We start from the raw sequence: 23,449 nt of genomic DNA, 5'->3' as shown, positions 1-23,449 counted from the left end.
AAAGCCATACGCGGCTCTACTTTGATGATTCAAAATGTATTCCATACAGAAAATGCTTTTGTGTTGCTTTAAACCTATTAAATAAAGAATCCCGGATACGGTAATGACATCAGGAAAAATAGCTGACCAATGCCAGCGTCTATTGTGGCTTTTGGTGGTTTCATTAGTGTTGTCTGCCTGCGGGGGTGGTGGCAGCACTGGTAAAGCTCCTGTGGATGCAAATCCAGCCATAAAGACACCTCCTAACCCCGATCACGGCTCAGATTTTGGTGAAACAGATATTGGATCTGATGAGCCGAATGCAACGTTGGATGATTGGCTCCGTAACGTAATCATGGAGAATGGTCTAACTGGGGATCCGGCAACTCCACGACAGCAGCGCCAGCGAACCCCTTCAGAAGACCCTAAAATTAAATTAGGGCAATTGCTCTTCTTTTCCCATTCCCTTTCAGGTGATCTGACATCCTCGTGTGCTACTTGCCACACGCCCGATTTCGGTGGAAGCGACGCGCTTTCACTTGGAATTGGAGTTGCTCCTGTAGATGCAGCTAAAGTCGGCCCTGTGCGTCGACTGGACAGCACCAAAGATCTGGATCCAGCTGCTGATCGCGGCCCCAACATGCACCGGAATAGTCAGACAATTTTTAACTCTGCCTTGTTTGACCGCAGTATGAGTTTTGATGGTCGAGTATTTGTGGAGGATGAGAACGTTGTCGCTGGCGGTAAAGGGCAAGCAATCCGCACTCCTGAAAGCGGTAATTTCCCCGATTCATCAGATGCTGACGGTATACTGGAAATTTTTGTCAAATTCCCCCTCACCAACCATAATGAAATGCGGGCCTATCTCTTTAGTGCAAAATCTCAGGAGGAGTACCGGGAGTACCTGGCAGCTCGGCTGCGAGGAGAGCAGGATGAGGGTATGTTGTCAGCGAATGGGCCCGAAAATTGGCTGCAACGATTCCGGCAGGGATTTGACCAACCACAGGCTAGCGCTTTAGAGGTTATTACCTTGATTAATATCCAGCGAGCCCTTGCTGAATATATCCAGTCTATGATTTTTATTGAATCCCCGTGGAAACGTTATGTGGAAGGTAATGATCATGCGATTTCATTATCTTCTAAGCGTGGCGCTCGCTTGTTTTTCGAGCCCATTGATGAGGGTGGCCTGGGTTGCGCAAGTTGTCATAGCGGTGATTTTTTTACCAATGAAGGATTCTACAATGTTGCTTTTCCGCAGATTGGGCGCGGTTTTATGCGTGCTGAAAAAGATGACATTGGCCGTTGGGCTAGCACAAGAAGGGAAGAAGATCGATACGCTTTTCGAGTGCCCTCCTTGCTGAATGTTGAAGTTACCATGCCGTATGGTCATGCAGGGACCTTTGATCTTTTACAAGATGCTATTCGTTACCATGCCAATCCGCGTCAGGGTATACAAGATTATGATTTTACACTGGCTAGTCTGGCACAGTTTCAAGGAACCCAGTCTTATGGCTATGCTTTATCGCATTCACAGAGCGCACTGAATGCCAGTAGCTTTTCTATTGCTGAAGCGCTTCTTCCTGGAAGGGCCTTGACTAATCAGGAAGTGTCTGACCTGGCTTCTTTTTTGCACACGCTTACCGATGATTGTGTTAAAAATCATACCTGCAGAAACCAGTGGGTTCCTAGTCTCAACGATGACCCTGATGGTAATTTACTCGTCAGTGGTATTAACCCGACGGCTGAGCCGATTACGCCACTTGATCCACCCACTGATGATAATGAGCTGCCTGCACAACCGGGCGATTATCCGAAAACTGTGGATTTAAATTTTACTGCCCAAGCTCGTAGTACCTTTGCTGAAATCGAATATTGTTCTGAATATCCAAGCCAGAGCACCATTAATGTTGGACATGGTTTTTTGCCACGAAACTCGATTTTATTCGGGCTTTATGATCTGTTCGGCAACCCGATACATCCACATGGTTTTAATGCGGAGACTTGGGGTCTTACTGGCGGACTCACTTCTGAACCAACTATGATCGCTGGCGGTGTCAGTGCCAGCTATCTGAATGACGACTGTTGGTTAGACTTGGCTTATGCAGGTGGTGATCGGTCTGGAATGGTATTTTATATCAACCGTGGTGGGCAGGCCGGTTTCGATGCCCAGCCATTGCTAGAAGATGATCCTGGTGGTCGTTTTACTGGTGTTGCCATGGCCGATTTGAACGGTGATTATCGGCGAGAATTATTGTTTGGCAATATCAAGGACAAGATGTTGCCGATCTATTCCGGTAATGATAAGGGCAGTTATTATCGTGTAGCAGACCTTTCTATCAGTCGTCATACCTACGGTATATCGTTTGCCGACAGTAATCACGATGGTTATCCAGAGATATTTTTGGCCCACTGGTTTCTCGGCAACATTTTGACCGCACCGGTTTTTTGGAAAAATAACAGAGGAACTGAGCTCGAACATTATGATTTTGAGGGTGGTCTCTCTGACAACAATCTTTCTCAGAATTGGAATTTTTCACCACAGCCTGGCGATTTCAATGGCGATGGCGAATTAGATTTACTGCTGGCTTCGGATTTTGGCACCAGTGTTGTAATGCAGGGAGCAGGAAAAGGCACTTTTGTTAATATAACTGACAGATCCGTTATTACTGATGAGAATGGCATGGGCTCTGCACTCGGTGATTATGATAACGATGGTGATCTTGACTGGTTTGTTACTTCGATTTATGACCCGAATGGAGAGGCAGAGGGCAACTGGGGTGTAACCGGGAACCGACTTTACCGAAACGATAGTGGTGGCGGAGATATCTTGCTGAAAGATGTGACTGAACAGGTGGGTGTTGCCGACGGAAACTGGGGCTGGGGCGCTTGTTTCGCAGATTTCAACAATGATGGTTTTCTCGATATTTTTCATGTAAATGGTTTTGGGAATATCCCTGAGAGTGCCGTTATAGATGAACAAGGCCAGAAGCTGAAAGATAGAATTCGGGACATTGCCAGCGAGTATCAAGGTTCCTTGCCGCGGCTTTTCATGAACCAAGGGGATGGCACTTTCTCCGAACAGGGGGCTTCTTGGGGGCTATTGTTAACTAGCGATGGACGTGGGGTTACTTGCCTGGATTATGATCGTGATGGGGATATGGATGTCGCTCTTCTTGATCACTCCAATGGGCTGCAGTTTTTTAGCAACCAAGTAGGGTACGGCCCGGGTAACCACTTCCTGTCAATCAGATTGGTGGGTGAATCGCCTAATACCGAAGCCTTGGGTACTAAAGTTTCCATAGAAGCTAATGTTGGGGGCAATTACGGTACGCAGACACAAACCCGTGTCAGCATGGCTAACACGAATTTCAACGGGCAAAACCCACCCGACCTGCATTTCGGTATGGGCGAAGCTCAGGCGGGAGATATCACTCTTACCTGGCCGGATGGTGTGCGTTGGCAGTGTGAAAGTATGGAAACCAACCGCTTCATAATTTTTGATCAACGCGCGCTTCATGCCGGCTGTAGCATACAGCCTTAATACTGTGTCGGCCTGGCGTATCAGATGAGTTTTCTTCTGGCATGGCGGAACTTTAGCAAGAGGTTTCCGTAATTAATTTCTTTTTGCAGAAAGCTTCGCATAGTCTCAACTTGTTAACCGTTTGTTCTCTATCTGAAATTTCCACTTTTAGTAGAAGGCTGGTTGCAGCTTAACCGGCTGGTCACCACACCTATTTCGAGTGCAAGCACAGTCTAACAAAATCAGGTTCTGGAGTTTCAGCGTTAACCGGGGATACTCATAAGCTCCGTCAAACGGAACGTTATACCGAGTACCTCATTCAAACTACTACGGCCTTTCCGAATGGCTCTGCCGGCGGATGAAGATTTCTTGGAAAGACCGCAAAGACTATGCTTTGGGTGTCAATCGCTTTCAGATTAGCTCCTATGGCAGGGCGGCTACTGCAATCGCCGCTCCAGCCCCTTCATCGCCAATACCCGCGTACTAATCTCCTCGATCGACAACTCCGTGGCATCCAGGTACGGAATGTTGTGCTTGTTGTACATGGCTTCCAGGGCTCTCAACTCCATATCGCACTGACGCAGGGAGGCGTATTTGCTGCCGGCCTTACGCTCGCTGCGGATGGCGCTTAGGCGGTCCGCGTTGATGGTGAGGCCGAAGAGCTTTTGTTTGTGCTCGACCAGGGGCTTGGGCAGGCGCAGGTCGTCAAAGTCGTCTTCGGTGAGGGGGTAATTGGCGGTGAACAGCCCGAACTGGAGTGCCAAGTAGAGGCAGGTTGGGGTTTTACCGGAGCGGGAGACACCAATGAGAATCACATCCGCCTGATCATAGTGGCGGGTGCGGGCGCCGTCGTCGTTGTCCAGCGCAAAATGTACGGCATTGATACGAATGCGGTAGGACTCCGCATCGCGGATGGCGTGGCTCTGGTTGATCTTGTGGCTGGAGCGCACGCCCAGTTCGTCTTCCAGGGGGTTCAGAAAGGCGCCGAACAGATCCAGTACCAGTCCGTCGCAGCCGTGTAGGAGGGTGCGATGGTCGTTGTTGACTAGGGTGGAAAAGACAACGGGCTTCTGGCCATCCTCTACCGACGCTCTGTTGATGCGAGCAATGGCTTCCCGGGTCTGTTCATCGGACTGGACGAAGGGCAGGGTGATCTGCACAAACTCAATATCACCGAACTGGCTGAGCATGCTGTGACCGAGGGTTTCTGCGGTGATGCCGGTGCCATCTGAGAGATAGAATGCCGTTCTTTTCATTGGTTTCAGCCGTTTTCTGTGCCCGTAGGAGCGGTGCTTGAGCCGGGAAATGCAGCTGACAAGAGACGCCTAAAGCCATTCGCGGCTCAAGCGCCGCTCCTACGGGGTTTGTAAGTCATTGTTTTCAATGATGACAGTCTAGAGGGAGCGATAGGCAGGGGCTAGTGCTATCTTTCAAGTTGTCGGGCAAATCCTGCCTTGGGCGTTGTCCCTGCCTTCACATCCTTCTAAACTGCGCCGCATAGGCTGGTCCGCAGGTTAAATACCCTTTCATTTTCAATGGGATAGTGCTCCCGAGAGGGGCAGGACTAGCCGCAGATGCAGGGATTGACCAAAGTCGTACCCAAATTACGACGAGGGGCGGGCAAACTGTGCGGGTTTTGAGTAGAATGGCGGCTCGATTAGAGCCGGCTCAGGCCAGTAATCAACGGTAATACGTAAAAAGGAGACGACCTTGGCGGAATATGTAGTCTGGTTTCAGGACCTGGGGAAAAATGACGTTGAGCGCGTAGGCGGCAAAAATGCATCCCTCGGTGAGATGATCAGCAATCTGTCGGCAGCGGGTGTCTCCGTTCCGGGCGGTTTTGCCACCACTGCTGAAGCCTTTCGCGAGTTCCTTGAGCACAACAATCTGACCCAGAAAATCAACGAGGCCTTAAGCGCCCTTGATGTTGAGGATGTGGTTGCTCTGGCCAAGACCGGTGAGCAGATTCGCCAGTGGGTTGTGGACGCACCGTTCCAGCCAGCGCTGGACAGCGCTATCCGCGAGGCTTACGCAGAGATTGGCGAAGGAAATGCTGATTTACCGGTGGCGGTACGTTCTTCTGCGACTGCGGAAGATCTACCCGATGCGTCCTTTGCCGGTCAGCAGGAAACCTTCCTCAATATTCGTGGCATCGACAGCGTGATGATCGCCGTCAAGGAAGTGTTCGCGTCCCTGTTTAACGATCGCGCCATCAGCTACCGCGTTCACCAGGGCTTCGACCACAAGCTGGTCGCCCTGTCCGCTGGCGTGCAGCGCATGGTCCGCTCCGAGACCGGCGCCGCTGGCGTCATGTTTTCCATGGACACCGAGTCCGGCTTCAAGGACGTGGTCTTTATTACTGCTTCCTACGGCCTGGGTGAAATGGTGGTACAGGGCGCGGTAAACCCGGATGAGTTCTACGTCCACAAGAAAACCCTGCTGAACAAGAAACCAGCCATCCTGCGCCGCAACCTGGGCAGCAAGATGCAGAAGATGATTTATGGTGCCGAGGCAACTGCCGGCAAGTCCGTGCAGATTGTGGACGTGGATAATGCCGAGCGAATGGTCTACTGCCTGAATGATGAGCAGATCGAAAACCTGTCTCGTCAAGCCATTGAGATTGAAAAACACTACGGCATGCCCATGGATATCGAATGGGCGCTGGACGGCGACGACAACAAGCTCTACATCGTGCAGGCCCGCCCGGAAACCGTGAAGAGCCGCTCCGATGTGAATGTCATGGAGCGCTACCTGCTCAAACAAACCGGCAAGGTATTGGTCGAGGGCCGCTCCATTGGCCAGCGTATCGGTGCCGGTAAGGTGCGTATCGTCACCAACATCAAGGAAATGGACAAGGTCCAGCCCGGCGATGTACTGGTTACCGACATGACTGACCCGGACTGGGAGCCGGTCATGAAGCGTGCAGCGGCCATTATCACCAACCGTGGCGGCCGTACCTGTCACGCGGCAATCATTGCCCGTGAGCTTGGTGTGCCGGCCATTGTAGGCTGTGGTGATGCGACGGATGTGCTCAAGGACGGTCAGGAAGTGACCGCGTCCTGTGCCGAAGGCGATACCGGCAAGATCTATGAAGGCCAGCTGGAATTTGATATTCAGCGTAACTCCATTGAGTCCATGCCCAAGCTGCCGTTCAAGATCATGATGAACGTGGGCAACCCGGACCGGGCCTTCGATTTCGCCGGTCTGCCGAACCAGGGTGTTGGCCTGGCGCGTCTGGAGTTCATCATCAACCGCATGATCGGGGTTCACCCGAAGGCGTTGCTGAACTACGACACTCTGCCCAAAGATGTGAAGCAGAACGTGGACAAGCGCACTTCCGGTTACGGTGATCCGGTGGACTTCTACGTGGAGAAGTTGGTCGAGGGTATCTCCACCCTGGCCGCCGCATTCCACCCGGAAAAGGTGATCGTTCGCCTGTCCGACTTCAAGTCCAACGAATATGCCAACCTGATCGGCGGCAAGCTCTACGAGCCGGAAGAAGAGAACCCCATGCTGGGTTTCCGTGGTGCCAGCCGTTATATCAGCGAAAATTTCCGCGACTGTTTCGAGTTGGAATGCCGTGCGCTGAAAAAAGTGCGTGATGTAATGGGCTTCACCAACGTGGAAATCATGGTGCCTTTCGTGCGGACTGTAGGCGAAGCCGAGCAGGCCGTTGATCTGCTGGCCAAGAATGGCTTGAAGCGTGGCGAGAACGGTCTGCGCGTGATCATGATGTGCGAGCTGCCCACCAATGCACTGCTGGCCGACGACTTCCTGCAACACTTTGATGGCTTCTCCATCGGCTCCAATGACTTGACCCAGCTCACGCTGGGCCTGGATCGGGATTCCGGTATCGTCAGCCACCTGTTTGACGAGCGTGATCCGGCGGTCAAGAAGCTGCTGAAGATGGCCATTGATGCCTGTAATGCTCAGGGCAAGTACATCGGTATCTGTGGCCAGGGCCCTTCGGATCATCCCGATCTGGCCAAATGGCTGATGGAGCAGGGCATCTCTTCCGTGTCGTTGAACCCGGATTCAGTACTCGATACCTGGTTCTACCTGGCGGAGAAGCACGGCAACTGATCGTTTGCCTGCTTGACCTGAAAGGTGCTTCACAGCACAGTAAAAAGCCCGCGATTGCGGGCTTTTTACGTTATGGGCGGTTTGGCAGAGACGCGTCTCAGTTGTTCCCTTTCCTCTTTTATTATCAAGAGTCGGGTCTCAACGGATGAGCAAGAGAAGTGTGGGCTGCCATGGACCGCAAGCTCTCAACCGCCAGGACGAAGGTAAGCCATGTTTCATCGCCTGCTCAGGACTCTGGATTTGTACGACGGTTTGCGACTGCCTGTGAAAGTAGGCCGGTTGGAGTTGTTGCTGATCCATGAGGAGGGGGAAACCCGGTTAATGCAACGGCGCTGCCCCCATGCGGATTTTCCACTGGATCGTTGCACCATCAACCATGGCGAGCTGCGCTGCCCCGGGCATGGCCTGACGTTTTCCCTGAGAAGTGGTCGCTGTCTTAGTGCCAGCTACCAACTTGAGCAATATCCACTGAGTTATGATGGGCCCTGGTTGGGAGTGGATCTGCCGGCATAGGGGAGGGCAGCTTAGTGGCGAATAGGGGAGGCGTAGACGACTTTCTCCTCGCCCAGGCCGGCAACAAAGTGGCTGCTGTAGCGCTGGCGTAATTGTTTGACCTTACGCACATAGGCCTGGGTTTCCTTGAAGGGGGGGATGCCGCCGTAACGGCGCACATTGCCTTCTCCAGCGTTATAGGCCGCCAAGATATGGTCCAGGGTGGAGAATTTGCCTTTCAGGTACGCCAGGAAGCGGGTGCCGCCGAGGATGTTTTCTTTGGCATCAAAAGGATTGCTGACTTCCAGGTAAGCAGCGGTTTCTGGCATCAGCTGCATCAATCCCTGGGCGCCAACTCGGGATATGGCCTGTGGGTTGAACAGGGATTCGGCATGGATTACGGCCTTTACCAGTGCCGGGTCCACCCGGTGCTGGCCTGCCGCCAGCGTAATCAGGTTGTCGTAGCGGTCTCGCTCTGCATCGCTCAGTGCTCGGGGCTGGTAGTTCCAGCCTTTGCGTATGGATAGCAGGGTATGATTACGGCCAACCCGGTCCTGAGGCTGGTCGGTAAACAGAATGGTGCCGTCAGCGGCCCGATACTTGTAAATATCACTAGCCCCGACAGTGCCTGAAAAACTGATCATGCCGCTCATTAGTAGAGCCAGCAGCCCGCTCAGTCGCATTAGTGTCCCGTTCCCCGTTGAATGCGCTGTGGTGTGCCACGCGTCGTTGTTTTGTAAGGAAAAACCCTTGGGGCTTTTCTGGCCAAACGTTACCCCCATGATAACGTCAGGCCTGACAGGTATTACCCATGACCGACGAGTTGTCGGAATGAGCCGCTGAGCGTACCCGGCCAGCGCTCAAACATCATACTATCGCAGCCCTTGACGCCCAAGAGTTCTGGCTCACATTTCCACCTCATTCTGGCATATGGGCAAATCCATTGCTGTTGGCTATGGCATGTATCAGCTCATCAGCCTTGTTAATCCTTTCGCCCTGCGCACAATAGGGGCAAACCAAGCAGGAGACAGCAGTGACAACAGAATTTGATCTGGTGGTGATCGGTGCCGGTTCCGGTGGTGTTCGAGCTGCGCGGATGGCGGCAAGCCATGGCGCGCGGGTAGCCATCGTCGAAGAACGTTTTTTTGGTGGTACCTGTGTCAATGTGGGCTGTGTTCCCAAGAAGCTGTTCTCTTACGGCTCCCATTTTCCCCAGGAATTTGCGCTGGCCGAGGATTTCGGTTTTTCCGTGCAGGGCTGGTCATTCGACTGGGCAACCCTGCGCGATAACAAGAGCCGGGAAATTCACCGCTTGAATGGCATCTACCAGCGCATCCTCGATCAAGCCGGGGTCACTGTTTTCGAAGGACATGGCAAGGTTCTGGGCCAGGGACGAGTGGCTGTCGATGGCCGGGAACTGAGCACGGCCAATATCCTGATCGCCACCGGCGGCAAACCCTTTGTGCCTGAATTTCCTGGCTGTGAGCTGGCACGGATCTCCGATGACCTTTTCTATCTGGAGACGCTGCCCGAGCGAGTAGCGGTGGTGGGGGGCGGCTACATTGCCACCGAATTCGCCGGCATCCTGCATGGCCTGGGCTGTGAGGTTACCCAGGTGTATCGGGGCGAGCTCTTCCTGCGCGGATTTGACGGCGATATTCGCCAGTTTGTGGCAGAGCAGATGCGCGGGCAGGGGGTGGATCTGAAGTTCAACAGTGATGTCACCCGCCTGGAGGCTTTCGGCAGCGGCAAGCAGGTCACCTATCAGGACGGTAGTCAGCAAACCTTTGACGAGGTCTTCTACGCCACCGGCCGCGTACCAAAGCTGGATGGGTTGTTTGCAGAAGGGGCGGTGCCGGCGCTGACGGATAAAGGGGCGATCAAGGTCAATGACGGCTTTGCCACCTCAATTCCGGGCCTTTACGCCCTGGGTGATGTGATCGACCGTGTCCAGCTGACCCCTGTGGCACTGGCTGAAGGTATGTGGTTGGCCGCCCAGCTGTTCGGCGATAGCAAACCGAAGAGCACCATGGATTACCGCAATATCGCCACCGCTGTTTTCAGCCATCCGAACATCGGCACCGTCGGACTCAGTCAGGAAGAGGCGCTGCAGCAGGCCTCGGCAATCCGGGTTTACAAAAGTGGTTTCAGACCCATGCGTTACACCCTGGGTGACAAACAGGAACGCAGCTTTATCAAGCTGATCGTGGACGACGAAACTGACAAAGTGCTTGGGCTGCATATGGCCGGTGAGGACGCGGCAGAAATTACCCAGGGGTTCGCCGTTGCTATCAAGATGGGCGCCAGCAAAGCGGATTTTGACGCTACCGTGGGCATCCACCCGACGGCCGCTGAAGAGCTGGTCACCATGCGTCAGGGGGAAAGAATTACCGCCTGAGCACTCCAATATTGTTTCCCCCCGCCGCAGGACCGTCGCCAGCGACGCTCCTGCGGCCAGGAGCTCAGAGTCTCTCCAGTTTCACCGGTAGCCCGTCGCCGGGCACCGGCAGGCTGGTGGTATCTACCGGCATCTCGTAGTCCTGCGGCACGCTCCAGCGATAATTGAGCAGCACCTGGTGAAGAATCGCCTTCACCTGCATTTCCGCAAAGTGCAGGCCGATACATTTGTGCGCACCACCCCCGAACGGCACCCAGGCATAAGGGTGCACCTTGTCTTCCCGGCGGGCTTCACTGAACCGTTCCGGATCAAACGTTTCCGGCTCCGGCCAGTACTCTTCCATGTAATGTGTGAAGTAGGGCACCACGTTGATAAAGCTGCCTCGGGGGATGAAAAACCCCTCGTATTCCACGTCCTTGACGGTCTTGCGCGGCAGGGACGGCACCGGAGCGCAGAGCCGCAGTGCTTCTTTCATGGCCATACCAATCCCTTCCAGCTGGGGGAGGTCTTCATACTCCAGGCAGGTTTTGCCAAGGGCCTGGCTTTCCTTGCGCAGACGTTCCTGCCATTGCGGATTCTTGGCCAGATAATAAAAGAGGGTGGAGAGCGTGATGGTGGACGTATCGTGGGCCGCCATCATCAAGAAGATCATGTGGTTAACCACATCGTCGTCGCTGAATTGTTCACCGTCTTCCGTTTCGGCGTGACAAAGCACACTGAACAGGTCGGAATCGCGGCTTTGCCGTTTGGCGGCAATTTCCTTGCGGAAGAAGGCTTCCAGAAGCTTGCGCCCCTTGAGGCCTTTTGACCAGCGCAGGCCGGGAACAGGGGTGCGCACTATGGCGGTGCCGGCACGAACCGTATCCACGAAAGCCCGATTGATGTCGTCAGCCTCCGGGCCCAGCTCATAGCCCATGAAGACATCGGTGGCCAGATCCAGGGTGAGCTGTTTTACTGCACTCAGCACATGAAAATCGGCGATAGCGCCCCAGGGGGCAATTCCCGAGGTGATGTGCGGGCCCATCCGCTCCAGATAGCCCTTGAGCACATCCCGGTTGAACGCCTGCTGCATGATCTTGCGATGCCAGCGGTGCTCCTCAAAATCCAGCAACATGATGCCGCGATGAAAAAAACGACCAATAAAGTAATCCCAGCCCTGGTGGTTGGAAAACAGATCACCCCGATTGAGCATGACGAACTGGTTGGCATCCGGGCCCAGCAGTTGCACCATTTTCAGGCCAAACACGCTAGTCCATGAGACCGGACCGTATTGGTCGTAGCGTTTGCGCATCAGGCCGATGGGATCGCGCATGAAGGAGAGGGTGTGGCCGATGAGTGGCAGCCCCTTGTCGCCAGGCACAGCGCGAAGCTGGCTTTGCGCGGGCAGCGGACAAAACGGTTGTGACATGGATCTCTCCAAATAAACAGAGCGTTTACTATTAGCTGGATAACACGCCCAGCTCAATACCACTAAACAGATTTCGTTATGGCATTTCCCTGTCAGCCGAACGGCTCAGTTGTTGTCGTTGTTGGGCTCTGTGTGCTGTTTTTTTGATCTGCACCTGTCCGGCTCACAGCCCGGCAAGGCTGGGGCCAGTCACTCAAGGGTTATGCACCCGGTTATCCACAGAAACTGTGGACAGAAAAAGAGAACCGGTGGGCACTGGGAGAGCCACCAAGGCCTGTGTATGATTCGGCAACAAACAAAAACTGCGTGCAGGCCCAAGGTTGAGCCCGCCTCGAAAGAGGAGGCTTCAAGTGGTCGAATTGCTTACATCAAACCGGATCGCGCCAGGCGCCATTGCCAATAGGCGCGAATGCCCCTGGAGCCCCGGCCTGCAGACAGTCCGCAAGCCTGCTGTATTAAGGAGAACAAGGAATGCGTCGTGTGGTGTTTAACCAGAAGGGGGGAGTGGGGAAATCCAGTATCACGGTAAACCTGGCTGCCATCAGTGCCGCCGAGGGAAACCGCACCCTGGTGGTGGATCTGGACCCGCAGTGCAATGCCAGTCAGTACCTGTTAGGGATGCCCGCCTACAGCAATGGGGAAGGCCCCAAGCCGAATATCGGCACCTTCTTTGCCCAGACGCTGTCGTTTCGGTTGAAAGAAAAAGACGCTCGCGACTATGTGCACGCCACGCCTTTCCAGAACCTGTTTGTATTGCCTTCGGATGGCGAGCTGGGGGAAATCGAGCACATGCTCGAATCCAAGCACAAGATCTACAAACTTCGTGGCCTGCTGAAAAGCTTGTCCAAAGATTTCGATACCATCTTTGTCGACACCCCTCCAGCGTATAATTTTTATACTCTGTCAGCGCTGATTGCTGCGGACCGTGTATTGATCCCCTTTGATTGCGATGCCTTCTCACGCAAGGCGCTGTATACCCTGCTGGAGAACATCCAGGAGGCACGGGAAGATCACAATGACGAGTTGCAGGTGGAGGGCATTGTCGTCAACCAGTTCCAGCCCCGTGCTCGATTGCCGCAGGAACTGGTCGCGTCGCTTGAAGATGAAGGGTTGCCGATGCTGAGCAGCAAGCTTTCTGCCAGTGTGGTGATGCGGGAATCCCACGAACAGGCGACTCCCTTGGTTAATTTGCAGCCCAAACACAAGCTGACCGAGGAATATCGGGCATTGTTCCACGAGCTCAATGGCCGCTAACCCGTTTCGCAAACAGGCGTCTCGACGTGCCGAGCGGATATTGCGCTCGGCCACGGCTAGTCGATGGTTGGCCAAGGCGGTATTCAACCGCTCTGATCAATTGCAGCAACGGCTGGGCGAAGCGGCAGGGCAGCTCAAGTTGCTGGCCAGGATGCTGCTGGACTGGACCGCCGGGCGCTATCGGCAGGTGCCCTGGGCAACCCTGCTGACTATCACCGGAGCGCTGGTGTATTTCCTGATGCCCCTGGATGCGATTCCGGACCCTGTCATTGGCCTCGGTTTGCTGGATGATATTGGGGTGCTGGCCAAGGCCTGGCAATTTGCCGGAAAGGATATCGAGCGTTATCAGCAGTGGCGTGAGAGGCAGGAAGATCCATGAAGCCTGTTTGGCCTAAGCTTGCCAGGCCTTGAGAACATGAAATGACCATGGCACCAGCCACGATTTAGGGGTAAGGCGCAGCCGGGACAGGCTTGCGGGCAAAAGGTGGAGTGATAGAGGCCATTTTGATATCAGTGCCGGGTTCCTCTCTCTTATGAATTTTGTGATAGTGTTTACTCATATTGAGTGAGTGCCTGCCCTGGGCCGGCGTGATCAGATCAAAAACAAGCAATTCACAACAACAATTAGCGATCAGGAAAAGGGAGTAGTTATGGGCAAGCGTCTGCTGGGGAGCCTTCTGGCTATCGCCTTGCTGCCAGTGCAGGGGATGGCAGCCATTACCAATGCGGATCTTGAAGAGTTTGAGTTGTCGCTGTGGAAGGTGCGCACAAATTTCCATATGCTCACAGTGATGGCAGGCAGTGATATTTATGCGTCTGACCTGAAGCGGACTATTTCCCAGGCCGGGCAGGCCCTTTCCGAACTGAGAGCCAATGCCGAGGGCAGCGAAGAACGCCAGTTTGTAGCAAATCTGGAAAAGGAATTGACGCTTTACGTAGATGCCGCCAAGGGAAACACCATGGCAGAGCAAGGCTACACCAATGCTTATGTCATCAAGGACGTGAACGAACTTCCCGCCATCATGGCGGAAAAAATGGATGCTTTCGAAACTGCCACCAGTGGCAAGTATGATGAGATTCGTGAGCTATCGGCCTTCCTTCAGCGGATGACATCTGAGTACTTGAATGTGGCTGCAGATCCGGCGGGAGGCATGGCAGCAGGTTCGGATGAGGGCCGCTTGGATTTCAAGAATGCCGTACCGGAATTTGAGAAGATGCTGAAAGCGGCCCAACAACAATATGCCGGGGATGAAGCCATGACCCGGGCTCTGGACCAGGTGGCGGTCAAGTGGAAGTTTATTCGTCAGTCCATGGTCAAGTTCTATGAAAATGCGGTGCCGTTTCTGATTTACCGCTATACCAGACAGATGGTGGACACAATGGAGCAAGCCATCAGCCTGGCCTCTACAGATATGGCCAAGCCCACCTTCGGGCCTGTTGAATAGTCATAACTGCCATATTGGCATGCATTCAGGCCCCCGCTAACGGCGGGGGTTTTTCGTGGGGTAAAGAAAGAGGAATCGGGGTGAAAAAACAAGGAATGTGGATGTTGGCGGGGGCGCTGATGGCGACTGTTTCCGGCGCGCAGGCAGCATTTTCTGCAACGGAACTGGCAATGATGGAAGCGGATGCCTGGCGTGCCCGGATGGGATTCCATCTACTGTCGATTCGTGGCGATAACCCGGAGGATCGAGATGCACTCAGACAGCTGCTCGATGATGGGCAGGGTCGGGTGGCCGAGCTAAAAGGGCAGGCCGAGGGCAAAGAGGTAGCTCAGGCCAGTGCTTTTGACACGGCCTGGGATGACCTGTCTAAACGCGCGCTCGACAACCCGCTGGCGTCTCTGGGTTATGCGGACTACGGCGCCATGAGCGAGATGAACACGACCACCCTGGCGGTTGCCGAGCTTGTTGAAGAGGCTGATCCCGGCGAGCCAGAAGGCGCCTATCTTGATATCGCGGAATTGTCGGTATCCATGCAGCGCCTGGCCAGTGAATACCTGGCGTTGGCCGCTTTCCCGTCGGCAGGTATGCCGACTGGCACCGGGCTGCCGCCAATGGACTTTGCCATCGAGGCAAAATCCATCGATGACCAGCTGGAGAGTCTCAAGGGGCGCTATGCCAGTGATGTGCCGGCGAGCGAGGTGCTGGCATTTGTTGAGCAGCGTTGGGTTTTCGTGCGCAATACCATCCCGCGGATGAACGAAAACGATGCCAACAAGGTCCCGTATCTCTTTTATCGCTATGCCACTCAGGTCGCAGAGCGTGTAGAGGAGCTGGTAGCTCCCTGAGTTAAAACCAGCTGATCATGGCAGTACTTTCCAGGAGCGTGCACCTTGCTTCTCCGGGAAAGTGCTGCAATGTGTGCTTCAGTATTAATCCGAGCGAGTAGCCAGCCAGTCCGCGCTGATACGCCAGGCATGGCTGGGCGCCTTGGAGCCGGAAAATACGCCGGCATGGCCGCCGGGGACCTCCTCGAAACGCTTTTCCTGGCTACCTACCAGCCTCAGCACTTCCCGCGCTGCACGCAGGCTGACGATATTGTCAGTGGTGCCGGCAAACGCCAGCAGATCCTGGTGTATCGCGGAAAAGTCTACACTGCGGCCTCCGATGCGGATTTTCCCCTTGGCCAGGCTGTTGGCCAGAATCATCTTCTCGATCACCTCTCGCACTACCGCACCCGGGTAATCCACCATATCGTTGAACCATTGGCCCATGGTCATATACTCGGTGACGTATTCCCGGTCGGCGATGTTCTTCACCAGATCCAGGTAGGCCTGTACCACCCCCGGCGGGTTGGTCATTTTGAAACCAAAGGTCAGTAGCCCTGCGGGGATGTGGAATAACTTGTCGTCCAGCGGCTCGAGGCGCACCTTGAACCATTCATGGATTTGCATCGCGGGAATGGAGGCCAGGCCCAGCGCCTTGCCGAAGGGACCGCTTTTGTGAAAATTCACCGGGCTGGCAATGGTGATCAGGCTGCGTACTGGCGCATCCGGATGGCCCCCCAGGTACATCATGCAGAGCAGGCCTCCCATGCAGTAACCCAGCAGATTGACCTGGTCCTGGCCAGAGTGCGTCTTGACGGTGTCCACCGCCGCCGGCAACCAACGGTTCACATAGGTATCCAGGTCCAGGCTGCGCTCTGCCTGGGAGGGTTTACCCCAGTCCACCAGATAGATGTCATAGCCTCGGGCCATCAGATAGCGGACCATGGAGCGGTTCGGCATTAAATCATAGGTCCAGCAATGGATGCCCAGTGCCGGCACCAGAATCAGGGGCGTACGGTATTTGCTACGCGCCACCGGCATCATCTCGTCGTTGACCGGGATTTCGCTCATGGGTGGCAGGCTGTAATGGCGAACGGCCATGATGCCGTCGCGGTAGATTTCATCCCAGGGGCATTTATCAATCTGGATAAACCGCTGCGGATGTCGCCGACGCTCGACGATATGCCCAACGGCACGCAGACTGGTCTTCAAACGGGATGACGTCGCCATGGGAGGCCTCCGACAATGAGGGGGCTGGGATACTATCGGGAAAGCAACGTATTACCAGGGTGAAAAAGTAACACTTTGCAGAGTAATGTCGACTCGTTAATCTAGCGCGCCCGAGGCACAGGAGGCATTGGCCGTCGTGACAACTTCATCGCAATCATTTACCCGTCTGGATGTCTGCAACCGGTTTCTGGAGTCGGTCAGGCACTCGGTAGTGCTGGGTCTGGAAGTGCTCAGTGCTGAAGAAAATGCTGTCAGGGTACGCGTGCCCTGGCGCGAAGATCTGGTTGGCAACCCGGAAACCGGTGTCATGCATGGTGGTGCCATCTTCGCCATGATGGATCATGCTGGCGGCATGGCAGTGACCTGTCGTACCTTTCCGACTTTCGAAATTACCCCCACCATCGACTTCCGCGTGGATCATCTGCGCGGCCCTGAAAAGGGCGCAGCGGTATTCTGTGAAGCTACCTGCTATCGCCTCACTACGCACGTGGCCTTTGTACGTATTACCACGTGGGAGGAGGGCAATGAGGATGAGCCCATCGCAACCGGGCTGGCAACCTACACCCGACTGAAAATCGAAACGGCAGGCAAGGTGGTGGGGCAATGAAAGCACTGAAAACCCTGATTGAAGAATGTCGCGCTGGCGAGGCGGATTACCAGAGTTTGATTGACCGGGTGCCCTATGCCCGCTTTCTGGGTATCCAGGTAGTCGCGCAAGGTGATGAGCTGACTTTTGTGCTGCCAAAGCATGACAATGTAGTGGGTAATCCGACCCTGCCGGCCCTGCACGGTGGGGCGGTGGCGGGCTTCATGGAGCAGGCCGCGATTATCTTCATCCTGCTGCAAATGGGGGAACCACGGGTGCCCAAGACCATCGATTTCACTATTGATTACCTGCGGGCCGGCCTTTTCCGTGACACCTATGCGGAGTGCAGCGTCACCCGGCTGGGGCGACGCATTGCCAATGTACATATCAGCGCCTGGCAAAAAAGCCGCCAGGAGCCCATCACCATCGCCCGGGCGCATTTCCTGCTGTCGGACGATGCTGGTTGACGCCGGTAAGCCGTAAAGCTTTCTTTCAAACTCGAGCATCTGCTGTTATGTAGGGTGCACTGAGCCTAAGGCGAACTGCACCATGATCCAACCGCGGAATTGGTGCAGTTCGCCTTAGGCTCAGTGCACCCTACGTCTTCCTGAGAGGTTTTTCCGGGCTTGGCGCTCGATTGTGATTTTGCGCCAACACCCGGCCCGATTGTCAGAACGCGACATTGTTCCGGCACTCACATCCGCCTAGCGTTTAAGTGAACCTGTTCAGGACGCGCCTTTGCGTCCTGAGGTGTGCGCTACAACGCTAAAAAAGGTTTTTCCATGAAAATAACCAACGTTACCTCTCCGCCCACATCGGTGAGCATCTATGAGAGCTGGGATGGACCCGGTGCAGAGGATATTGAAGACAAGCTGACCCCGGGCCATGTGCAGGATGTGGTGGAAATCTTCCAGACCCCGCTCACCGGCCACTACAACTGGGACTATTCCAGTGCTGATGGCCGAATCCGTAAGCTGTATCGGTTGGGCAAGGAACTGAACTGGAATGCGGACATGGATCTGGACTGGACCCAGACTTTTCCGCGCAGTGAAATCCCCCTGGATCAGGCCTTCAACCCGTTCAATGGCTGGCCCACCTTCGAGGCGCTCAGCGAGGACGAGAAACTGCGTTTTGGCTGGCACAACCTTGCCTGGATGCTGGCGCAGTTCATGCACGGGGAGCAGGGCGCCCTGTTGGTGGCATCGCAACTGGCCAGTTGCGCGCCGTCCTACGACGCCAAACTCTATGCGGCCAGCCAGACCTTTGACGAGGCGCGGCATGTGGAGGTCTTTACCCGTTACCTGCAGGAAAAGATCGGCATTTTTTACCCGGTGAACCCCAATCTGAAGGCCCTGCTCGACAAGATCCTCTCGGACCCGCGCTGGGATCTGAAATTCATCGGTATGCAGATCATCATCGAAGGCCTGGCCCTGGCCGCCTTCAACACCCTCAAACTGACCGCCCATGATCCGCTTCTCAAGCAGATCATCCACCTGGTCATTCGCGATGAAGCACGGCACGTTACCTTTGGTGTCAACTACTTGGAGGACTTTGTTGAGACTCTTTCTGAAGAAGAAAAAGAAGAGAGGGCGCACTTTGCCTTTGAGGCCTGCGTGGTCATGCGCGAGCGTCTGATCAGCACCGAGGTGTTTGAACATTTTGGCTGGGATGTGGACGAGGCCCGTGAACAGGTGCTGTCTTCCACCATCATGGCCCAATTCCGCAATCTGCTGTTCACTCGCATCATGCCCAACCTGAAGCGCATCGGCCTGCTCACCGAGTCGGTTCGCCCCCGTTTTGAGGAGCTGGGAATCCTGCAATTCGAAAATCTGGTGGATGACGGCGAAGTGGACTGGGCGGAACTGTCCAAGCCGCTCTACGACGAAGTGTCCTGAGAGCTGTCTTGGTAGGAGCCAGCCTGCAGGCGAATCGGAGCACTCTGGCTCGCCTGCAGGCAGGCTCTTACAGAAGAGCAACGGCGCCCGTGTAGGGTGCACTGAGCCTGAGGCGAACTGCACCATTCAAACGTTGGATCGGTGCAGTTCGCCTTAGGCTCAGTGCACCCTACGCTTCATCAGACGCTGGCGACTTTCACCATTCCATGGCGAACCGGTTTGGCTAGCGCCTGGCGGGTAGCGTCATAGGCTTGCTGTAATGCGACACGCCCTTGCTCCAACTTGCCGGGGCCGCTACGGGTCAGGCCGTCAATGGCCAGGGTTGTCAGGTTGGCGCGCAAAGGCGCCTGCAGGGCAGGGCTATTGGCCCGTCGCCACGGGGATCGGGATTGCAGATGGTGATAGAGTACGCGCTCGCCGGGCCAGGTGCCGGCCAGACCATGCCGGTCGGCAATGCCACCATCCCAGTAGTAACCCCCATCGATGCGTGCGGGCTGGAAAAGAAATGGCACCGCACAGGATGCATAAACAGCTTCCACCGGGTCCCCGGCGTTCAGTACCCGGGTGCGGCGGCTGGCGGCATGCCAGACGGAAAGGGCCACCGGGGTGGGACTATGGGCCAGGTCCGTTATGGGTAGCAATTCTTTCAGCAATGCCCGGAAACGGTTGCCGGCGAGTAAACCCAAGCCTGGAGCCGGGTCCCAGAAATGCTCCCGGGACAACCCAAGCAGGGTGTGCTCCATGCTTTCCGGGCACGCCTGGCTGGCCATGCAGGCGGCCACCAGCGCACCGGCACTGGAGCCGCAATAGCGGGTGGGCTGCAATTCATGTTCTTTCAGGGCTTTGACGACACCAAAATGGGCAAAGAAACCAAAAAAACCGGACGACATGGCCAGGGTAAAGGGGCGCTCGGCCAACCAGTCCGCCAGGCTTGGGGCGGGGTATGTCTTCATTGAACTCTTCCTCTGCGGCGACAAACCCTAACCCGGGCACCCTCAGCCATACAATCCTGTTGACCGCCGTGGCGGTGACCGCACTGGGCCAGACCCTGGTATTTACCCTGCTTCCGTCCCTGGGCCGGGCCACTGGCCTGGCGGAAATGCAGGTGGGGCTGATCATCAGTTGTTCGTCGCTGATTTTTGCCCTGGCCAGTCCGGTGTGGGGCACCCTCAGTGAATCCCTGGGTCGCAAGCGGGTGCTAGTGATCGGGCTGAGCGGCTATTCCCTGGGCACGCTGATGTTTGCGGTGGTGTTCGATATCGGTCTGCACGGCGGGCTGGTCGGCGGGTTATTGGTGGCAGGCCTGGTACTCAGTCGCATGGTGCAGGCGGCGATCATGGCGGCTACGCCGGCAGCCGCCGCAGCCTATACCGCTGATATCACTACTCCAGAGCAGCGCACCCAGGGTATGGGCCGTATCGGTGCAGCGAACAATCTGGGGACGGTGATCGGGCCGGTATCCGGTGGTTTGCTGGCGGCGGTGGGGCTGGTTTTCCCGCTTTACGGCGTGGCGGCCCTGACCGCACTGATGGCTATCGCAACAGCCTTGTGGCTGCCCCCATCGCCGCACCAGCCTAAGGCGCGCACCGTGTCCCTGGGCAAGGTCCTGCGCAGTGGTCTGGGCGCCTATGCGGACCCGCGTTTGCGGGACTTGCTGCTCACCGGGGTGATGTTGTTCATGAGCTTTGCCCTGATTCAACAGACCCTGGGCTTCCTGTTTCAGGATCACTTCGGATTATCCCCCGCGGCGGCAGCCCGCGCCCTTGGCTTGACCATGATGGCGGCGGCGGTCACGTCCCTGTTCGGCCAGATTGTCGTGGTGCAATGGTTGCGGGCACCGGCCACGCTGCTGGTTGCCCTTGCTGTCCCGGCGCTGGGTACCGGCGCGTTGATTCTGTGGCTTGCAGACCGGCAACTGGTGATGAGTTTTGCGGTATTGCTGGTGGGGCTCGGCCTGGGCTTCGGCATGCCGGCGATCATGTCTCTGGCCAGTCTGCGCGTCAGCAGCGAAGAGCAGGGGCGGGTGGCCGGTCTGGCCAGCGCTTGCCCGGCGTTGGGGTTTATTCTCGGGCCGCTGGTTGGCACCGGGCTGTACACCCTGGATCACCGCTGGCCCTATCTGCTGGTATTGTCTCTCATGGTGCCGCTGGCCTGGTTGGCTTGGCGGTTAGTTCGTGCTGCGCCCGCTAGTGCGTAGGGTGCGCTGAGCCGAAACACCGGGATGGTGCAGTTCGCCTTAGGCTCAGTGCAACCTACGGAAATGCCGGCGCGATAGGCCAGATCTGGTCAGGCGTTTACCGACAGGGATTTCCACAGATGGGCCGCCATCAGGCTGCGCCATGGGCGGAACTCAGCCAGCCAGCGTTCGGCTTCGCTGGTGCTCGGTGCAGTGGCATTGCCCAATAACTGCTGGATTGCCCGGCGCACGGCCACGTCCCCATGGAGGCTACCGTCCATCCATGCGTAGCCCCTTAGTAGTGCATAGTGAACGCTCCAGGGTCCCAGGCCACGTATTGCCAGCAAGCTCTTGCGCAGAGTTTCCAGATCGGGCTGCGCCATGTGGATCTCTGGCAGAAGGGCCTCGTCAAGGCAGCGACGAGCGACGGTGAGCAGACACTCCGCCTTGCTGCGCGAAAAACCACAGGCCTTCAGCGCTTCCACGTTCGTGCTGGCAACATCGCTGGCATCGGGGTAGCAGTAAAGGCCGTTACTGTGCCTGCGGCCCAGGCGCTGTATAAAACGTCGGCGAATGGAAACGGCGGCAACCACACTGATTTGCTGGCCGATGATCGCCCAGCTCAGTGCCTCAAACGGTGAGGCAGATTGTGGTACCCGCAATCCGGCCTGCGAGCGCACCATTGCACCCACCAGAGAGTGCCTGCCGGCCTGCGCCTCGAAGGCTTGCGTTGGCTGATCCAGACCCAGTAAATGACCCGCAAAGGCGTCCAGTGAAGCGCTGGCAGACGGTGGCTTATCGTCACAATGCAAAGTGACACGGGCATGGCCGGGCTGATCAAATTCCACTGTCAGCAGGGTGGGCACCTGTTGCCAGATAAAGGCTTTCTCCAGCGCCCCGGCATCGACTTTTTCGGCGACGGCTTCGGTATCCCGGCGGTGGAAATCCAGGAAGGCTTCGCGATTGAAATCTGCAGGTAGCGTTAACGTCAGCTCGGCTGTTTTTTTCCTCACTCACTCTCCTTGTTCTCAAGCTCGCGTTCCAGCAGGGCCCGCTTGCGCTCCACGCCCCAGCGATAGCCGGACAGGCTGCCATCACGGCGCACAATTCGATGGCAGGGAATCGCCACGGCCAAGGTGTTGGCGGCGCAGGCCGACGCCACTGCCCGGGCGGCGCCCGGTTGGCCAAGTGTCTCGGCCAGGGCCTGATAGGACAGGGTGGTGCCCGGAGGTATCTGTTGAAGCGCCTGCCAGACTCGTTGCTGAAACGCAGTGCCGCGAATATCCAGTGGCAACGACAGGCGCTGTTGCGGATCTTCGATCAGTGAAACAACCCGGGCCACCTTGGCGTCAAAAGCCGGGTCCGGCGGGAGCAGCTCGGCGTCAGCAAAACGTGTCTGAAATTCCTTGAGCAACGGTTCCGGTTCATCACCGAGACTGATGGCACAGATACCCTGTGCGGTTTCTGCCACCAGCAGGCAGCCCAGGCTACATTCGGCCATGGCAAAACGGATCGCTGTCCCCGTGCCGCCGGAACGATACTGGCCGGGCAACATCCCCAGCATCTGTTTGCCCCGGCTATAAAGCTGGCTGCTGGATTCCATTCCCGACTCCTGCATGGCGCGGCTGATGGATGTATGGCGTTGTAAATTCCCGCTGAGGCGCCGCCGGCGCACTGCCATCGCATAGTCCCGTGGTGAAAGCCCGGTGACCGCCTTGAACTGGCGCTGCAAATGGTGGCGAGACCAGCCGCATTGAGCGGCTAGCTCTTTCAGTGTCGGCGGACTGTGGCTTTGCTCAATATGGCGGCACAGGGCTATGACGGTGTCTGTCACTGGTGAACCCGCCAGGGAAAACGGATTGCAACGACGACAAGGGCGCAAGCCCGCCTGCAAGGCTGCCTGCCCAGTGGGAAATATCCGCACATTGTCCAGTTTAGGCCGTCTTGCCGGACAACTGGGCCGACAGAAAATGCCGGTGGTGATAACGCCATAGACAAAGCGCTCGTCCGCACTTCGGTCACGGTTCTGGATGGCATGCCACTGTGTGTCGGTAATCTGCCCCGTCGCTGTACTCACGATCTGTTCCTTTGGCTTAATGAAGGGTCTGACTTCATCATGGCCCGAAGAAAATCGTGATGCACTCTGGATGTTGCGGGGG

General features: G+C 56.0%; 19 protein-coding genes. 12 read left to right on the top strand and 7 right to left on the bottom strand.

The features are described from left to right. Nucleotides 1-103: 103 nt before the first annotated feature. Complete coding sequence (locus ACMG4N_RS11575) at nucleotides 104-3,520, top strand: FG-GAP-like repeat-containing protein (RefSeq protein WP_414431741.1); 3,417 nt, start codon at nucleotides 104-106, stop codon at nucleotides 3,518-3,520. A 416-nt stretch (nucleotides 3,521-3,936) separates the two neighbouring features. On the opposite strand, the gene ACMG4N_RS11570 is transcribed toward ACMG4N_RS11575, so the two are convergent. After that, complete coding sequence (locus ACMG4N_RS11570; RefSeq protein ID WP_035244330.1) at nucleotides 3,937-4,755, bottom strand: pyruvate, water dikinase regulatory protein; 819 nt, start codon at nucleotides 4,753-4,755, stop codon at nucleotides 3,937-3,939. A gap of 454 nt (nucleotides 4,756-5,209) precedes the next feature. Between ACMG4N_RS11570 and ppsA the strand changes: the two genes are divergently transcribed. Both ppsA and ACMG4N_RS11560 read left to right on the top strand, forming a co-directional pair. Then, nucleotides 5,210-7,582, top strand: a complete 2,373-nt coding sequence (gene ppsA, locus ACMG4N_RS11565; RefSeq protein ID WP_273009502.1) for a phosphoenolpyruvate synthase — start codon at nucleotides 5,210-5,212, stop codon at nucleotides 7,580-7,582. Nucleotides 7,583-7,792: 210 nt separating this feature from the next. Further along, nucleotides 7,793-8,095: a Rieske (2Fe-2S) protein gene (locus tag ACMG4N_RS11560; protein WP_297763992.1), complete on the top strand. Its 303-nt coding sequence runs from the start codon at nucleotides 7,793-7,795 to the stop codon at nucleotides 8,093-8,095. 11 nt (nucleotides 8,096-8,106) lie between these two features. Here the strand turns inward: ACMG4N_RS11560 and ACMG4N_RS11555 are convergent, their stop codons facing one another. Then, nucleotides 8,107-8,757 (bottom strand): transglycosylase SLT domain-containing protein, encoded by a 651-nt coding sequence (locus ACMG4N_RS11555; RefSeq protein WP_297763989.1) that lies wholly within the window; start codon nucleotides 8,755-8,757, stop codon nucleotides 8,107-8,109. A 350-nt stretch (nucleotides 8,758-9,107) separates the two neighbouring features. Here ACMG4N_RS11555 and gorA point away from each other — a divergent pair, with 350 nt between their 5' ends. Further along, on the top strand, nucleotides 9,108-10,472 hold the full coding sequence (gene gorA, locus ACMG4N_RS11550) for a glutathione-disulfide reductase (RefSeq protein ID WP_414431739.1): 1,365 nt from the start codon (nucleotides 9,108-9,110) through the stop codon (nucleotides 10,470-10,472). A 64-nt stretch (nucleotides 10,473-10,536) separates the two neighbouring features. Here gorA and ACMG4N_RS11545 read toward each other — a convergent pair whose 3' ends face one another. After that, complete coding sequence (locus ACMG4N_RS11545) at nucleotides 10,537-11,880, bottom strand: cytochrome P450 (protein ID WP_414431738.1); 1,344 nt, start codon at nucleotides 11,878-11,880, stop codon at nucleotides 10,537-10,539. A 471-nt stretch (nucleotides 11,881-12,351) separates the two neighbouring features. On the opposite strand from ACMG4N_RS11545, the gene ACMG4N_RS11540 reads away from it, so the two are divergent. From ACMG4N_RS11540 to ACMG4N_RS11525, 4 genes are all read left to right on the top strand, one after another. Beyond that, nucleotides 12,352-13,134 carry a ParA family protein gene (locus ACMG4N_RS11540; protein ID WP_414431736.1) on the top strand — a complete coding sequence of 261 codons (783 nt, stop codon included), beginning with the start codon at nucleotides 12,352-12,354 and terminating at the stop codon, nucleotides 13,132-13,134. Further along, on the top strand, nucleotides 13,124-13,513 hold the full coding sequence (locus ACMG4N_RS11535) for a YkvA family protein (protein ID WP_414431735.1): 390 nt from the start codon (nucleotides 13,124-13,126) through the stop codon (nucleotides 13,511-13,513). The genes ACMG4N_RS11540 and ACMG4N_RS11535 overlap by 11 nt, the downstream gene beginning before the upstream one ends. Nucleotides 13,514-13,784: 271 nt before the next feature. After that, the gene (locus ACMG4N_RS11530) at nucleotides 13,785-14,579 is read left to right on the top strand and encodes a hypothetical protein (protein ID WP_414431733.1); all 795 of its coding nucleotides are present in this window, start codon (nucleotides 13,785-13,787) and stop codon (nucleotides 14,577-14,579) included. Between the two features lie 80 nt (nucleotides 14,580-14,659). After that, on the top strand, nucleotides 14,660-15,424 hold the full coding sequence (locus ACMG4N_RS11525; RefSeq protein WP_414431732.1) for a hypothetical protein: 765 nt from the start codon (nucleotides 14,660-14,662) through the stop codon (nucleotides 15,422-15,424). A gap of 84 nt (nucleotides 15,425-15,508) precedes the next feature. On the opposite strand, the gene ACMG4N_RS11520 is transcribed toward ACMG4N_RS11525, so the two are convergent. Beyond that, on the bottom strand, nucleotides 15,509-16,633 hold the full coding sequence (locus tag ACMG4N_RS11520; protein WP_297763970.1) for an alpha/beta fold hydrolase: 1,125 nt from the start codon (nucleotides 16,631-16,633) through the stop codon (nucleotides 15,509-15,511). A gap of 136 nt (nucleotides 16,634-16,769) precedes the next feature. Between ACMG4N_RS11520 and ACMG4N_RS11515 the strand changes: the two genes are divergently transcribed. From ACMG4N_RS11515 to ACMG4N_RS11505, 3 genes are all read left to right on the top strand, one after another. Then, nucleotides 16,770-17,240: a PaaI family thioesterase gene (locus ACMG4N_RS11515; protein ID WP_232221947.1), complete on the top strand. Its 471-nt coding sequence runs from the start codon at nucleotides 16,770-16,772 to the stop codon at nucleotides 17,238-17,240. Next, entirely contained in the window at nucleotides 17,237-17,686 is a 450-nt protein-coding gene (locus ACMG4N_RS11510; RefSeq protein ID WP_414431731.1) for a PaaI family thioesterase, read from the top strand. Before ACMG4N_RS11515 ends, ACMG4N_RS11510 begins: the two co-directional genes overlap by 4 nt. A 315-nt stretch (nucleotides 17,687-18,001) precedes the next feature. After that, complete coding sequence (locus tag ACMG4N_RS11505; protein ID WP_273009486.1) at nucleotides 18,002-19,114, top strand: ferritin-like domain-containing protein; 1,113 nt, start codon at nucleotides 18,002-18,004, stop codon at nucleotides 19,112-19,114. 179 nt (nucleotides 19,115-19,293) lie between these two features. Here the strand turns inward: ACMG4N_RS11505 and ACMG4N_RS11500 are convergent, their stop codons facing one another. Next, complete coding sequence (locus tag ACMG4N_RS11500) at nucleotides 19,294-20,067, bottom strand: patatin-like phospholipase family protein (RefSeq protein ID WP_414431729.1); 774 nt, start codon at nucleotides 20,065-20,067, stop codon at nucleotides 19,294-19,296. Here ACMG4N_RS11500 and ACMG4N_RS11495 point away from each other — a divergent pair. Next, entirely contained in the window at nucleotides 20,058-21,311 is a 1,254-nt protein-coding gene (locus ACMG4N_RS11495) for an MFS transporter (RefSeq protein WP_414431727.1), read from the top strand. The genes ACMG4N_RS11500 and ACMG4N_RS11495 overlap by 10 nt on opposite strands. An 89-nt stretch (nucleotides 21,312-21,400) precedes the next feature. Here the strand turns inward: ACMG4N_RS11495 and ACMG4N_RS11490 are convergent, their stop codons facing one another. Both ACMG4N_RS11490 and ada read right to left on the bottom strand, forming a co-directional pair. Continuing rightward, nucleotides 21,401-22,303, bottom strand: coding sequence for a DNA-3-methyladenine glycosylase family protein (locus ACMG4N_RS11490; RefSeq protein WP_414431725.1), 903 nt, complete (start codon nucleotides 22,301-22,303; stop codon nucleotides 21,401-21,403). After that, nucleotides 22,300-23,367, bottom strand: a complete 1,068-nt coding sequence (gene ada, locus ACMG4N_RS11485) for a bifunctional DNA-binding transcriptional regulator/O6-methylguanine-DNA methyltransferase Ada (protein ID WP_414431723.1) — start codon at nucleotides 23,365-23,367, stop codon at nucleotides 22,300-22,302. The genes ACMG4N_RS11490 and ada overlap by 4 nt, the downstream gene beginning before the upstream one ends. Nucleotides 23,368-23,449: the final 82 nt, after the last annotated feature.

The sequence above is a fragment of the Alcanivorax sp. IL2 genome (genome assembly GCF_047495475.1).
In the GTDB taxonomy this organism is placed as follows: domain Bacteria; phylum Pseudomonadota; class Gammaproteobacteria; order Pseudomonadales; family Alcanivoracaceae; genus Alcanivorax.
This window is presented reverse-complemented; position numbering and strand designations above follow the sequence as displayed.